The sequence below is a fragment of the Prevotella intermedia ATCC 25611 = DSM 20706 genome (assembly GCF_001953955.1).
GTDB lineage: Bacteria > Bacteroidota > Bacteroidia > Bacteroidales > Bacteroidaceae > Prevotella > Prevotella intermedia.
This window is the reverse complement of record NZ_CP019301.1, coordinates 511,220-525,261: the sequence shown is the minus strand read 5'-3', so window position 1 is coordinate 525,261 and position 14,042 is coordinate 511,220. Positions and strand designations below refer to the sequence as shown.

Genomic DNA, 14,042 nt, shown 5'->3' with positions numbered 1-14,042 from the left:
AATATTCACTACCATAAGAAGCAATTATCGGTGTTTTAAGAGCGAATAAACTTTACATAATTTTTCAGAAATCAAGTTGCAATGACTTCAAATACGATAACAATTGTGGATCTTTTTGCCATGATGATTTTCCTTCGATGATTATCCCAGGATTGAGTTTTGCAAGAGCTTCCTTTTTCATTTTATCGCTGGCTCTGGCATAAACCTCAGTTGTGGTTACAGATGAATGTCCGAGAAAGTCTCTTATCCAAACCAAATTCACATTAGCTTCTAATAAATGTATTGCCTTTGAATGTCGTAATGCATGGCATCCAATATCATCGGGCACAATAATCGAAGTGTTTTGCTTCAAAATTTGAAAATATTTTTTGACGATTTTAAGAACCGCCATGCGAGATAATTTTCCGTCCCTGCCATTTGAAAATAGGGGATTATTGAGTTTATTCTTATCTAACATATTATTTTCAAGCATATATTGTTTCAGATTATTTGCTTGCACATCAGTTAGAGGTATAGTTCTTACTTTATTTCCTTTACCGATGACACGTATTGTGACTATCTCTCCAAATCGAATGTCGGATGGAGTAGAATCAATAAGTTCTTGAACTCTCATTGCACTATCATATAGTAATCCAATCAAGACAAAGTCTCTGCGCCCTTTTTTAGTCTTTTGATTTGGTAAATCCAATAATGCCTTAATTGCTTCCACTGAAAGAAACGGCATTTGTTTGACTCCTGTTTTCTTAAACTTTATTGATAATACATCCTGCCACATTGCAATACCGGTGACATCACGGTATTGAAGATATTTAAAGAATGCATGAATTGCACCTAATCTCGCATTCCTTGTATTTGTACTACACTTACGTGTAGTTTCCAACCAATTGAGAAATGATATTATTCGCTCCTTTGTAATATGCTTCAACGTTAATTTTTGAGCTCTTATTAGTTCTACTTCTTTGAAGTATTCCAGAAGAAGGGTAAAGCAATAACTATAAGTTTTGATAGTATTATTGGTTACACCGCATTCATCAGGTAAATAACTCCCGAAAAAATCCGAGATGTGTTTTGAAAAGTCAGTCTGATTCATTGGTTTCATTGTTTAGTTCGATTTCGGGGAAAAGATGTTTATATGCTTTGTTGACGTTCTTGAGAATACCCGGATACATTTCTTCCGTTAGTCTTACATAACGATTAGTCGCTGAGAGAGATTTATGACCAATATAAGTCATCAAAATCGGCATTGAATAGTATAAATCCAATCCTTGCTCACACAGTCGATGTAAAGTGTGCACGCAGAACGTATGTCTGAGGTCGTGAAGCCGAACTCCAACCCGATTGTGATTGTGATGTATCCCGGCACGCTGCAGAATGATTTTGAATGAATCTGCAATAGAGCCTCTCAAACATTGATTACCGCATGGTGATGTGAAGAAAAAAGAGTCATCTTCTGTTTTTATGTTCATACGTTCCTTATACGACACATAATCTTTACATATTTCTCTCATAGAAAGAGATAGCGGTACCAACCTATCTTCACTGTTTTTACATTTATACAGTGTTAGTATCCCGTTACAAAGATTGACATTCGAGTGTTTGAGCGAAAGAGCTTCTCCAATTCTTATACCCGTACTATACAGTAACCGGATAAGAGTTGGCATGACGAACTTACTCGAGTTTAGATATTTACGGTGAACATGTAGCTTATCAGATTCTCTAAAAATATCAGTAATCTCCTTTGTAGTAAATATATATGGCATAAATGCGTTTTTGTCATATTTGGGTAACTTGGGCAGATATGAATCTATACCGTGTAATTGAAGAAAAGAAGAGAATCTACGTAGAAGAGATATTCGTTGATAGCGATTATTTGGAGTCTCATTTGACCGGATCTTACCCCATTCGTCCGCTAACTCCTTTGTAATGCCAACTCCTTCTGTCGCTCGTTCATAGGCAAGTTTATCAAATTGAGCTAAACGAATTTCTGCGGTTCTACTTTCCAAGCTCATAGAACGCATATAGTCAATGTATTTAACTATCATTATAGAGAATACACTTTTGAATTTATTCGAATTGTTATTTACCATAGAGATTGTCATAAAATAAAGATGAAACAAATGGCACATCAAGAGCGCACTGACGAAGTCGGTCTAAGTCCACCTTTAAGTAGATCTTTGTACTTTCCGTGGATTTGTGTCCAAGTATTTCCGAAATGACAGGTAATTGCTCATTGGCTTTTAGTAAATTAGAGGCGAGGCTGTGCCGTAGAATATGACTGCCCGTCCTTTTTCCAGTAGAATCAATACCGGCACGCCTCATGTATGTGCTTACATTGAGTGCCATTACTCCACTGGACAATGCTCCATATGGAGCCGAATGCTTTATGAATAAATAAGGTGTATTGGCAGATGGCCGCCCATTTTTTATATAATCTATCAATGCACACCCAACCTCCTCAGACAAGGGTAATGTTATTTCTTTATCTGTTTTCTGTTGCCTTACTCGTATTTCATTTGTATCCCAATCAATATTACAAAATCTCATACCTACGACATCAATAGCCCTCAATCCATATCTTGCACACAACAAAATCATCGCATAATTACGTTTCCCTATAGTACTAATGCGATCAATAGAGGCTATAATTCGTTCCACCTCCTCTTGGGTATAGACAGATGGAATCTTTTTAGAAACCGGGCGTTTAAGCCTGAGTAAATTAATCCATCGTTCGTAACTACAATCTTGAAGTTCTTTACGCTCACATAGAAACTTCATAAATGCACGAATAGAGATCATATGATTATCTCTTTCTGCAATGGTTTTTATATTATCCAAGTGAGCTAAGAATCCAATCATAATTTCTGTCGTTATATCCATACAAACCATATTTCGCTCATACAGGTACAAGTACAAGTGACTTAGGCGCGTGCGATGATGCTTTAGTGTCGCAGGATGTTTGGTATGGGACTCCCGAAGAAGAAAATCCTCGAATGATTGCCCCAATTTTCCTTCAAAGGGAATCTTTCGTCTTCGTTTTTTACTCTTGCGGAGTTCCTTAGATTCAAGCCACGTGGTTAAGTACTCTACACATCTTACGCTTCCTTTTTGAGATTTTGTCAATGCATCCCAATCTAAAGTTCCATTTTTTTCCAACAAGAATTGCGAAGCCAATTCATGAGTTAACTCAAAATTTTGACCCTTTTCAAGGTAATGTTGAAGATGATTAAACACACATTTAGTAGATTTCAAGGTTCCTTTAGAATACCCTGAAGTTTTCAATGCATCCTCTACTTGATGCCTTAATTCTAAAAATGTCATGCAGTTATTACTGTTTTAATTATGGCAATATCACCATTATGCAAATATACTTATGTAAACTTGTTATGTAAACATCATATCTATAACTAATTCGCATTTTGTGCGTTTCTGCATTATCATTTTTGATTTTTTACATATTTGTTTGGTTTGCATAGTGCGTATTATGCAAACCTTTACATAACACGCAATGGTGCATTGCCACCCCCTCCTCCAAATGTTCCTGCACACTCTCCAAAACGTGGACTTGGATTGTGCCATCCGTGAATGAGATACCGAAGAACTTTGATTTGAGTTCGTGGAAACGCTTTTCATCCTCCATTGCCTTTTTGCGTTTCTTCTCCTTTTCTTCCTTTTCCCTTTGTCTGCGGAGTTCGTTTTGTCTTAGGTCGTGTTCCCTATGCAGGTCGATGGGGCAAACATACTTGGGGCTGTGTATGTCCTTGCCCAATCTGCGGAGCATATCCACATAGTCGCACCAAATTGAAATGTCCTTTATGTCATAGCCGTTGCGAGTGGCGACTTTATAGGATTGCCAACAAGCGTCAAATGCCCTCGAATTGTCAAGAAAGTATTTCAGATGCTCGGTTCTGCCTGCTTTAATCAATGTTTCCGCACGGCTGTCGGACAATAGGGATGGAATGAGAACAGTTGGTGCGATGTCGTGAAAATCATTCTTAAATCCATTCCTGCGGAATGCTTCCGTTGCCTTGAACTTCGGATATATCGGAGAGTACGATATATGGCGGTAGGCTTCGTTATCGTTTCTCACTGCCATAGGCGAGCAATAGGAAAAGGTGTCGATGTATCTGCCCAATACTCTCTGAACGGCTATCACGGCTTTCCGTCCTTGTGCGTTCCACCAATACTGACCAATTTCAATAACGTAGGACGTTGGTTTGCATCCTTTCTCCATTTCTGCGGAGAGGAGGAACATTCTTAATACTTGGTTCTCTCCACAAGTAGTAAGTATCGTAAAGTATTGCCTCTGTCTTATCTTACGTTCAAAAGTTGTTCGGACTTGCAACTTTGCTCTACAATGAGGGCAAGTGCCATGTTCAGTTGTTTTCTCCATTGTCCAACTATGCCCACAATCCATACACGTGGTACGACCTTTGGGTAATCGATAGGCGAAATGCTCTATACATTCACGAAAAGCCCACTTACATTGTGTCTTGGTTATCGGTCGTAAGTTCCTGCTCTCAGAAAGTACTGCTTTCTCAAACTTGTTTCTCGGTTTCATAATCTGTCCTCCTCAATTAGTTGTTCCGAAATACATAGCCATCCTTGTACCAAAAGTCCATATCGAAAAGGTCATCGGCATATTTGGAGAAGTCAAAATATATCAGCGCAAAATCGGGTAAGTAGTTCTCCATTTTCGCAAGCTCCTCCGCAAAATCTTCCCTGCTTGCATAACTTCCTATGTAGTCCGATTGGAAAGACTTCACAAGGCTGTAAGCGTCTTGTGTGAGTTGGGCGTTGTTGCCGTCTGCCCACACCCAAAAGGCTTCTTTCTCCGTGTCGTTCAGTCTGTCCAACTCGTCCCGAAGTTCAAAGAAGGTTTCCTCCAAATGGCTCTCGGCTATCAGACCATCGGGGATTTCCTCCCACGCTTGGAACATATATTCGGGTTCTTCCTCGTCCTCGTGTATCTCGGCACAACGCTCCATAAAGCCGTCCAAATCGTAGAAGTCCGAAAGTTCCACCCATTCGCCCTGCAATGAGCCGTTGTTGTACTTGGCATAAGTGCCTACATAGATGCGTGCTTCGTTCAAATCCTTTGCTTCCATTTTCCTTTTGTTGTTCAAGGGTTAAAACTCGAATAGTGAGGGTTGTGCTATCTGCTGTTCCACCTGCTTCTCCGCTTTTGGTTTCTTGGCGGTCAGTTTGCGGTATTCCTCTGCTTGGTATCGCTCGATAGCCTTTTTCCGTGCTTCTGCTTTTTCCTCCTCTGTAAGTTCGATAGTATGGTTTACCACGACTTGGCAGTTGATGGACTTGCCCACCTCGATGTTATCCTCATCATAGTAGTGAACGGCAAGGGAATATACCTCCTCATCGGACAGACCTGCACACCCCATTCTTTGGACTTCCGTCAAGATGTAGGTAATGCACTCGTCTATGTTTTTATTCTCCTTGCGGAAACTCTCCGCAAAGAGTTCATCGTATGATGCTCTGGTTTCCAAATAGTTTTGGATAACGTCCTTGAAATGTTCTGTACCTTTCATTGTGGTTGATGTTTTAATCAGTTGAATAATGTTCCGTCGGATAGAAATTCGTAGTTGTTGGCTTCGCAACTCTCGGCAACGGCTTCTTCGCTGAGTTGATATTCCATATCGTCCCTGCAAGCCTTGAAAAAGCCGTTTAAGCACTTGTTCATAAGTTCGTAAAGGGTGGTGTTGTCGGGGGCTTTCAGAAAGTCGTATATAGGCTGTAATATCTCATAGTCCATATAATAGCCCGTCAAAACACAATCATTGGTGACGAATACACGGCTCTTGCGCTTTGTCTTGTAATTGTGTCCCCAAATGGTTTTGGGTATATACAAGTCGTTCCAATAGTTATTGACAAGGTATTTCAGAAGTCTAACCCCTTTCAAATTATCTTCTTCCTCTCTGTAATGAGAAGTGAAACGATACCAATAGGAATAATCATCGTATGACCATCTGTCCACCTTGATATTGAATGTCTGTTCAAAGGCTTGCAATGTCTTTCGGTTTTCTTCGTCCCAACCATAGTTGAAATGTTCCGCCCAATGGCTGTGTGCCTTTGCTTGTGCCTCTTTGGTCAGTTCGTGAAGGTTATATACCTCGTATGTTCTTGTTTCCGTTCTCATATTCGTTTGGTGTTATCGGGCTGTATTATTGATGATGTCTTCTCCATTGTCCGCAAAGACCTCGATAGTAGGTTTCCCTCCGTTTTCCTCTACGGATAAGCTTTCGGAGGTGTCATATAATGTTTCTCCGTCCGTAATGATGACTTTCTCGTTGTCCTCAAAACAGAGAACGTCCTCACCTTGCCACGACTTGACAAGAGCAACGGCTTCCTCGTAATTCTCGGCTGTTACTTCAAAGTGGGTGCGTTCCCAACAAGTAACCTTTCGGTCTTGGTAAAATCTGAATGCTTCCATTGTTCCTATGTTTAGATTGTTGCTAAAATGATTTCTTGGATATGGGTAGGGGCAACCTCTGAAAAGAGATAGGTGATAAACTCCTTTCTGTCTTTCCGATTGAGTTCCTTGTATAGTTCCCCAAAGGCGGATATATTTCCATTGAGGTAAACCGATACCATATACTCGAAGATGTTATCTACCCCGTAGTATCTGCATTGCTGTGCGATTGTCTTGCTTCTTCTTTTCATACATCTGTCTGTTTAAGAAATGAGTAACCAAAGTATTGCCCCGATGATGAGGGCATAAGCCAAGATGTACACTGCGATTGCCAAAGTGATGGTAAGGAGTAGCCGAATGAGGAATTTCCCTGCACATATCCCTACCAGCCAAAGCCAGACGCTTCCGCCCCAAAGGAGAGAACCTGCGAGTGCAAGAGCCACCCAAATTGATATTTTGTATCTCAGTTTCATCTTGTCTGATTTTTTTTGATTTTATGCGGATTCCCGAGGTGAGGAAGTTGAGTTTCCATTTTAATGTTCTCTGTCCTCGTGTTTCCGACATTTTTTTTATGCGTCTTTCCGTCGGGTCGGTCGTTTTCGTTTCAGGGGCGTAAAAAGGTAGGGCTTAGGACAAACAAGGTTTTACGGCGAGAATACTACCTGCAATGAAATGGAGGTGTGGAGATTGTCGTCTAAACGGCTTGCCGCCCCGACCTTTTTTGTCCGTGAAAGCCCGGAACTACCTTTGCCGCTGACAACGAACAACCGATCCCGATGCGAATACATAGAGTAGAATGTGGAGAGGAACACCTGAGAGGACAGAGCGAAAAAATGAAAGGCAGCCTTCACAAGAAAGACTGCCATAATCGTGAGGAATAAGACGAAAAGAATGAAAACTATTGTCTGAACAGACAACTATTAGAAAAGAAAAACGGAGAAAGTTTCGTCTTTCTCCGTAGATAGTATTACCTTTGCAATAGGTTATTCGAGTTATGCAAAGCGTTGTGTGTCGTTGCAGAAGATAGGTCGCTAAATCATTACCTACTGCATTTCATAACTCACAAGGCTGTTCATAGCCAATTACTTAGACCTAAATGATAGATTTTTCGTGAAAAACATATTTATAAAATTGTTTTGGTTTAGCTATTTAAAATATTTAGTACTGCAAAAGTAAGAAAGAAATTGCATATTTAAAAACTTTTACCCCTTAAATATTAATTTATTACTATGTAGTTGTGCTGTTTCAAACTTGATGTTGCTTAAAAGTAATGACGGAGTTAAGGTCGAGTAAGGAGGAGAACTGCCTGTTGGATTAGATTTTTTAATATACTCTTCTGCCTTTTCTCTTTTTTATTGATTATCTTTGCGCATTGGAATGCAGAGCAAGGATAATAAGACACGAACAATAGAACTGTTGGCTCCAGCCAAGAACTTGGCTTGTGGAATAGCTGCAATAGACCACGGTGCAGATGCCGTGTATATCGGTGCAGCTAAGTTTGGTGCAAGGCAATCGGCTGGCAATAGTGTGGAAGACATAGCAGCATTGTGCGATTATGCCCATCAGTTTGGTGCAAAGGTACACGTAACGGTGAATACAATCATCTACGATGACGAGATGGACGATATGTTGCAACTTGTTCGAGAATTGGAAAAAGCTAAGGTCGATGCCTTGTTGATTCAGGATATGGGACTGTTGAAGGCTTGCAAGGAACAGCTAAAGACCAACATATCGCTGCATGCCAGTACACAATGCGATAGCAGAACTGCCGAAAAGGTGCGTTGGCTCGCTTCCTTGGCCTTTGAACGAGTGGTATTGGCACGAGAGTTGTCGGTGCAAGAGATAGCCGATATACATACGGCTGTGCCCGAAGTAGAGTTGGAAGCCTTTGTGCACGGGGCACTTTGTGTGAGTTACAGCGGCATTTGCTATGCTTCCCAATATTGTTTCGACCGTTCAGCCAATCGTGGGGCGTGTGCCCAATTCTGCAGAATGGCATTCGATTTGAAAGATTCCGACGGCAAGACGATAGAGCATCAGCGTTATCTTCTTTCGTTGAAAGATATGAGCCAGATAGACAATCTTGAGGCATTGATGCGTTCGGGAGCATGTGCTTTCAAGATAGAAGGGCGACTGAAGGATATTAATTATGTGAAGAATGTTGTATCGGCATACAACCAACGTTTGAACGCCATCATGGCAAAGCACCCCGACGAGTTCCGACGTGCATCGTTTGGAAGAGTGGAATGCAACTTCACACCCGACCTTAATAAGACTTTCAATCGTGGATATACCCATTATTTTGCCGATGGACGTCAGCAAGGCATCTTCTCGCCCAACACGCCGAAGGCATTGGGAGAGTATGTTGGCAAGGTAAAGGAAATACGTTGCGACTCGTTTAACGTTTCTACGACGGCAAGTTTCGCCAATGGCGACGGTCTGTGCTTCATCAATCGACAGACCAACCGCGAAGGACGAACGGTGGAAGCATTGGAAGGATTCCGTGTGAACAAGGCTGTGGGCAACCGATTGTACCCTTACAAGATGCCGCAAGGCTTGAAAGCGGGTATGGGTTTGTATAGAAACCAAGACCAAGCCTTCGAGAAAGAACTTGCAGGACAGTCGGCAGTACGCCTTCTACCCATTGATATGGAGTTTGGATTAACCCCCGATGGCTATTCGCTGACGGTTCGTTTAAGTGGCGTCGATGTTCCAAAGGTAGAAGCAAAGGTTGCCGTTCAGTTTGCGCATCAGGAGGCTAAGAAGCCACAGCGCGACAACATCGTCCGACAACTCACCAAGCTGGGCAATACCATTTATGCTTGCGAGAGAGTGGAAATAAACGATAATGCCGACCGATATTTTGTTCCGAGCAGCGTGCTTGCGGAGTTAAGACGCAGTGCCATCGAAAGTTTTGCACGCCAGTCGTTGCTTGTCGAAGAAGCAGACACACTGAAAAAGCAGGCTTTGGACAGCACCAATGTGGCAGCTTTTCAATACATAAATCCATCGCAATACAAGCGTTTTCCCTACCTGTATAACGTTTCCAACCGTGCGGCAAGGGCATTTTACGAGCAACAGGGAGCGAATGTAAAATCTGCTTTCGAGTGTATGGACACGAAACCCATGCACGATGAGGCTCTCATTATGCAGTGCCGCCATTGTGTTCGCTATTCGTTGGGCTATTGCGTGGTGCACGGTGGCAAGAAACCAACGTGGAAAGAGCCACTGTTCTTGGAACTTGGCGACAAGCGACGCTTCCGTTTGGAGTTCGATTGCAAGGACTGTCAGATGAATATATACGCTGAATAACGACCGAATGAAACAACAATTTGAACATAGCAAGCCATTAAAGAACCTCCGAGAGATGTATGTTTCTTTCGGAGTAGTGGTTCTGTTGCTTCTTCTTTCGCTTGTTTCTACAAGTTGCTACCATAAGAAAACGCCTTCAAACTTCCGTCTTTCCGACAGCATTCAGGAAGCACAGATTTCCCGGCGCATACTTCCGAACCACGATTCGCTCGATTTGATGAAACAAGCCGATAACAGTATAGAGTGGTCTGGCACTACGACAAAGTTGGATTCGTTTGCTTTCCGTGTGAAGCATCATTATTCTGAAGGGTTCAATTTCGTAGTAAGCAAAGACTCCTTGATGCTTTTAAGGCAACAGCCAGAGGAAGTAGTGAACAATCTTGAAACCGATTCGTTTGCTGTAGCGAAGGGGAAATCGTTGGTGGTAGCCGGTATTCGCATTCTTCCGAACGACAGTATCGACTCGGTTTGGGTGCGCGTTGCCACGGAAGACTATGCCTTTGGCTGGGCGAGAGAGCGGCAACTGCTGAAGAAGGTAGACCCCGACACACCCATATCGCAGTTCATTTCTCTGTTTTCAAACATCCACTTGCTTATTTTCTTGGTCGTTATTTCATTGATTGGCGTTAGTTATCTGATGCGTAAGATTATGAAACGCAATGCCAACATAGTGCATTTCAACGATATAAACTCTTTCTATCCAACGTTGTTGGCCATCATTGTAGCGACGTCGGCAACTTTCTATGCGAGCATTCAGCTTTTTGCGCCTGAAACGTGGCGGGAGTTTTACTTCCACCCGTCGCTCAATCCGTTCTCGCAACCCATACTTTTAAACATTTTCCTGTTGCTTGTCTGGGCAATGTTGCTGATAGGTATTGCTGCCTTCGACGATGTCCGCCGATTGCTTCGTTCGGGCGATGCTTTTATGTATCTGTGTGGTTTGGCAGCTATCTGTGCGGTAAACTATATTGTTTTTTCGGTTCTCACCTTATATTATATAGGATACTTGCTGCTTTTGGTCTACATTTATTATGGTATTCGGGTTTGGTTCAAGAAGAGCAGCGACGCCTACGAGTGCGGCAACTGCGGCTCTCGTCTTCACAGGAAAGGGCGTTGCCCCCATTGTGGTGTAGTAAACGAATAGTTTTTCGGCTTACTTTTCTTTCTTCTTGCAGAGAAACCGCTGCAAAACCATTGTCTTGTTAAATCGTTAATCAATAAGTCGTATTCTTGTTTTCAATGTTAATATGTGGGGCTTGCAAAGGTTCTGACATTGTTTTTGTTAGGTTTCGCTTTCACGAGAAACCGTATATAATATAATTTTCGATGTATATTTTTAATTTATCTAAGCTTTGAGAAGTATTTATCTAAGCTTAGATAAATTATTATCAGAGTTCTGATAAATATTTCTCAAAGCTTTGATAATTCAGTTTTAATAGGCATAAATATCTTCGGAACCGTGCTTTTTCTCCTTCTTAACGCTTCGAAAGAACATCGGAACGTTGCCTTTGTAGCGGTCTCATTACAGTGTTGTTTGTATTTCCTAATAAATAAGGATTGTGTAGTTATTAGGTTTTCACTACCTTTGCATCCACTAAACGATATTAGATTAATGCAATAAAGAAATGGTAATGAACAAGATTTTACTTACATTTTTATGTGCTTCATTCCTACCAACTTCATTGTTGGCAGATAACAATGAAGAGATTAACGACACTGTACGCATTTACGACATTGAAGAAGTATATGTCTACGATAACCCGAAAGAGGCTTATCGCCTGCGTCAGCAACCGTTGAACAGCACTTCGTTCAGTCATTTGCAGTTGAAGAGCCTTAACACACAAGACCTTCGGCAGCTTTCGGCTTTCGTTCCTTCGTTTGTAATGCCCGAATATGGCTCGCGTTACACATCGTCGATGTATATGCGTGGCATAGGTTCGCGTATAAATTCGCCTGCGGTGGGAATGTATGTAGACAATATGCCCATTCAGAGCAAGAGTGCGTTTAACTTCCATACTTACGATATAGACCGTGTTGATGTGCTCCACGGCCCTCAAGGGACGCTCTATGGAATGAATACCGAAGGCGGATTGATACGTCTTTATAGTAAGAATCCGTTTGTTTATCAAGGCACAGACCTTAAACTCTCGCTCGGAAACAAATTCTGGCGCAAGGCAGAGATAGGACATTACACAAAGTTGAGCGACGAAACGGCTTTCGCTTTTTCGGCTTTCTACGGCGGACAGAACGGTTTCTTCACCAATAAGTTCAATGGTGAGCGTGCCGATAAGTTCAACGAGTTTGGTGGAAAAGCCCGTTTGCTGTGGAATCCAACCCATCGGTTGAATCTCAGTTTCGTAGCCGATTATCAGTATGTGAACCAAAATGGTTTCCCATACGGTCAGATAGTAACGAAAGAGCAGATAGCTACTGCCGATATAACCTCGCCTTACTATGCCTTGAAAGCTGGAACACAAAGTCCGAGCCAGAACCGTCAGAGTGTTTACAGGCGCAATATGCTGAACACGGGAGTAGGTGTAAAGTACAACGGCAATGGCTTTGTGCTTAACTCTATGACCTCTTGGCAGTTTCTTCGCGACTATATGATGATGGACAACGATTATCTTCCGCAGGATTTCCTGCATTTGGAGCAACGCCAATTGCAAAACTCACTCACCGAGGAGTTGTCTGTAAAGAGCAAAAACCATAGTCGTTGGCAGTGGGCATTCGGTGCATTCGGTGCTTATCAATGGCTGAAGACCGATGCACCCGTTTATATTGATGGCGATATGAACAAATATCTTTCGCGCCGTATCACAGCCATTGCCTATAATGGCGTGCTTGCGGCAATGACAAAGCGAATAGCCGCTGAGATGATAAAGAAAGGTATACCTGAAGATAAAGCCATGCAGGCAGCAGCAATAGCAGCCAAGGCAGCAATAGCAAAGGCTGGCGGTATAAAGATAAATATGCAGATGCAACCTATTTTAGGACTTTTCCGCACGCCAACTTTCAATATGGGTTTCTACCACGAAAGCAATATTGACATTACCAGCCGCTTGCGAGCAACGCTTGGCTTGCGCTACGACTACTCGCACGTGGCAATCGACTACAAGACATCTGCCCGCTTACTTATGGACGAAAATGTAATGGGCGTGAAGATTAAGCCTACAATTACATCGTCGCTTGCCCATCACGAGAGCAACCATTTCAAGGAATTGTTGCCCAAGATAGGTTTTACTTATCGCCTCGACAATGGTAGCAACGTTTATGCAACTTGGTCGAAAGGCTATCGTGCAGGTGGTTATAACATTCAAATGTTCTCGGATATATTGCAAACGGAGATTGCTGCAGCAGCTCAAAAGGCGCGTGGTGATATTGACATTGAGCACGATGAGGCGTACTATAATAAGATTGCAAAAACCATAGAGTATAAGCCCGAAACAAGTTTCAACTATGAAGCAGGTGCTCATTTGAACTTAATGGGCGGACAGATGAAGCTCGACTTGGCTGCTTTCTATATGCAAATCCGTAATCAGCAACTATCAGTATTGGCAAACAACTACGGATTTGGCCGTATGATGACCAATGCGGGTAAGAGCCATTCGTGTGGTTTGGAAGCAACGTTGCGTGGCGGTGCGCTCAACGACAAGCTGTCTTATGCTTTGAGTTATGGTTTTACAAGTGCAACATTCGACGAATATAGCGAAACTACCGCTGCTGGAGTAGCAGTGGATTATAAAGGTAAGCGAGTTCCATTTGTTCCACAGCATACGCTCGCAGCCAATACCGATTATCGTATTGATGTAGACCCTGCAGCTTTACTCGACCCATCGAACAAGTTCCATCTGCGTTCTGTTACAGTGGGATTGAACTTGTCGGCACAAGGCAATACCTATTGGGACGAATTGAATACCATATCGCAGAACTTCTATGCAACATTGGGCGCACACGCAGACGCCGACTTCGGACCGATACATATTAACCTTTGGGTGCGGAACCTCACCGATACAAAGTACAACACCTTTGCTGTGCAGAGTGCTGCAACGGGCACAAAGCACACCTTCGGACAACTTGGAAACCCTTTCCAAATAGGTGTTGATTTGTCTTTCCATTTCTAAGGAAAAACAAAAAATTGTTTGTTTGTAGCGAAAATCAAAGGGCTACAATGCTTTAAATATACTGTTGGAAATCTAAAAACCGCCAAGCTTTCTACGAGTTTGGCGGTTTTTATTTTGCTTGTCGGTATCTTTTTGTGGATTGCTCAGTATCTTTTTGCAGATTGCTCGATATCTTTTTGCGGATT

The 14,042-nt window shown here is 42.3% G+C and carries 12 protein-coding genes and 1 pseudogene; 3 read left to right on the top strand and 10 right to left on the bottom strand.

The window, feature by feature from the left end:
* Positions 1 to 64: 64 nt before the first annotated feature.
* The 10 genes and pseudogenes from BWX39_RS10895 to BWX39_RS10850 form a co-directional block, all read right to left on the bottom strand.
* Positions 65 to 1,099, bottom strand: coding sequence for a tyrosine-type recombinase/integrase (locus BWX39_RS10895; RefSeq protein WP_244271511.1), 1,035 nt, complete (start codon positions 1,097 to 1,099; stop codon positions 65 to 67).
* Positions 1,077 to 2,042 (bottom strand): tyrosine-type recombinase/integrase, encoded by a 966-nt coding sequence (locus BWX39_RS10890; RefSeq protein ID WP_244271510.1) that lies wholly within the window; start codon positions 2,040 to 2,042, stop codon positions 1,077 to 1,079. Before BWX39_RS10890 ends, BWX39_RS10895 begins: the two co-directional genes overlap by 23 nt.
* 34 nt (positions 2,043 to 2,076) lie before the next feature.
* Positions 2,077 to 3,318 carry a site-specific integrase gene (locus BWX39_RS10885; protein ID WP_036860625.1) on the bottom strand — a complete coding sequence of 414 codons (1,242 nt, stop codon included), beginning with the start codon at positions 3,316 to 3,318 and terminating at the stop codon, positions 2,077 to 2,079.
* Positions 3,319 to 3,451: 133 nt separating this feature from the next.
* Positions 3,452 to 4,558: pseudogene (locus BWX39_RS10880) on the bottom strand (PcfJ domain-containing protein); the annotation flags it as partial.
* 16 nt (positions 4,559 to 4,574) lie between these two features.
* Positions 4,575 to 5,105 (bottom strand): antirestriction protein ArdA, encoded by a 531-nt coding sequence (locus tag BWX39_RS10875; protein WP_028905759.1) that lies wholly within the window; start codon positions 5,103 to 5,105, stop codon positions 4,575 to 4,577.
* A 21-nt stretch (positions 5,106 to 5,126) separates the two neighbouring features.
* A complete protein-coding gene (locus BWX39_RS10870) occupies positions 5,127 to 5,543 on the bottom strand; it encodes a PcfK-like family protein (protein WP_004365304.1) in 417 nt (138 codons plus the stop codon).
* A 17-nt stretch (positions 5,544 to 5,560) separates the two neighbouring features.
* Positions 5,561 to 6,151, bottom strand: coding sequence for a hypothetical protein (locus tag BWX39_RS10865; RefSeq protein WP_028905758.1), 591 nt, complete (start codon positions 6,149 to 6,151; stop codon positions 5,561 to 5,563).
* A 12-nt stretch (positions 6,152 to 6,163) separates the two neighbouring features.
* Positions 6,164 to 6,445, bottom strand: a complete 282-nt coding sequence (locus tag BWX39_RS10860; RefSeq protein WP_028905757.1) for a hypothetical protein — start codon at positions 6,443 to 6,445, stop codon at positions 6,164 to 6,166.
* Between the two features lie 11 nt (positions 6,446 to 6,456).
* Entirely contained in the window at positions 6,457 to 6,675 is a 219-nt protein-coding gene (locus BWX39_RS10855) for a hypothetical protein (RefSeq protein WP_028905756.1), read from the bottom strand.
* A gap of 12 nt (positions 6,676 to 6,687) precedes the next feature.
* Positions 6,688 to 6,897: a hypothetical protein gene (locus tag BWX39_RS10850; RefSeq protein WP_025879496.1), complete on the bottom strand. Its 210-nt coding sequence runs from the start codon at positions 6,895 to 6,897 to the stop codon at positions 6,688 to 6,690.
* Between the two features lie 904 nt (positions 6,898 to 7,801).
* Here BWX39_RS10850 and BWX39_RS10840 point away from each other — a divergent pair.
* The 3 genes from BWX39_RS10840 to BWX39_RS10830 all read left to right on the top strand — a co-directional run bounded on the left by BWX39_RS10840 (position 7,802) and on the right by BWX39_RS10830 (position 13,857).
* Positions 7,802 to 9,736 (top strand): peptidase U32 family protein, encoded by a 1,935-nt coding sequence (locus BWX39_RS10840; RefSeq protein ID WP_028905755.1) that lies wholly within the window; start codon positions 7,802 to 7,804, stop codon positions 9,734 to 9,736.
* 7 nt (positions 9,737 to 9,743) lie between these two features.
* Entirely contained in the window at positions 9,744 to 10,880 is a 1,137-nt protein-coding gene (locus tag BWX39_RS10835; protein ID WP_028905754.1) for a hypothetical protein, read from the top strand.
* A gap of 487 nt (positions 10,881 to 11,367) precedes the next feature.
* Entirely contained in the window at positions 11,368 to 13,857 is a 2,490-nt protein-coding gene (locus BWX39_RS10830) for a TonB-dependent receptor (RefSeq protein WP_099046255.1), read from the top strand.
* The last annotated feature ends 185 nt before the right edge of the window (positions 13,858 to 14,042 follow it).

Excerpts from the sequence above, each read along its gene's own strand:
- BWX39_RS10840 (WP_028905755.1), top strand. The coding sequence starts at position 7,802 with ATGCAGAGCAAGGATAATAAGACACGAACAATAGAACTGTTGGCTCCA.
- BWX39_RS10850 (WP_025879496.1), bottom strand. The coding sequence starts at position 6,897 with ATGAAACTGAGATACAAAATATCAATTTGGGTGGCTCTTGCACTCGCA.
- BWX39_RS10890 (WP_244271510.1), bottom strand. The coding sequence starts at position 2,042 with ATGATAGTTAAATACATTGACTATATGCGTTCTATGAGCTTGGAAAGT.
- BWX39_RS10870 (WP_004365304.1), bottom strand. The coding sequence starts at position 5,543 with ATGAAAGGTACAGAACATTTCAAGGACGTTATCCAAAACTATTTGGAA.
- BWX39_RS10875 (WP_028905759.1), bottom strand. The coding sequence starts at position 5,105 with ATGGAAGCAAAGGATTTGAACGAAGCACGCATCTATGTAGGCACTTAT.
- BWX39_RS10895 (WP_244271511.1), bottom strand. The coding sequence starts at position 1,099 with ATGAAACCAATGAATCAGACTGACTTTTCAAAACACATCTCGGATTTT.
- BWX39_RS10835 (WP_028905754.1), top strand. The coding sequence starts at position 9,744 with ATGAAACAACAATTTGAACATAGCAAGCCATTAAAGAACCTCCGAGAG.
- BWX39_RS10860 (WP_028905757.1), bottom strand. The coding sequence starts at position 6,445 with ATGGAAGCATTCAGATTTTACCAAGACCGAAAGGTTACTTGTTGGGAA.
- BWX39_RS10885 (WP_036860625.1), bottom strand. The coding sequence starts at position 3,318 with ATGACATTTTTAGAATTAAGGCATCAAGTAGAGGATGCATTGAAAACT.
- BWX39_RS10830 (WP_099046255.1), top strand. The coding sequence starts at position 11,368 with ATGAACAAGATTTTACTTACATTTTTATGTGCTTCATTCCTACCAACT.
- BWX39_RS10865 (WP_028905758.1), bottom strand. The coding sequence starts at position 6,151 with ATGAGAACGGAAACAAGAACATACGAGGTATATAACCTTCACGAACTG.
- BWX39_RS10855 (WP_028905756.1), bottom strand. The coding sequence starts at position 6,675 with ATGAAAAGAAGAAGCAAGACAATCGCACAGCAATGCAGATACTACGGG.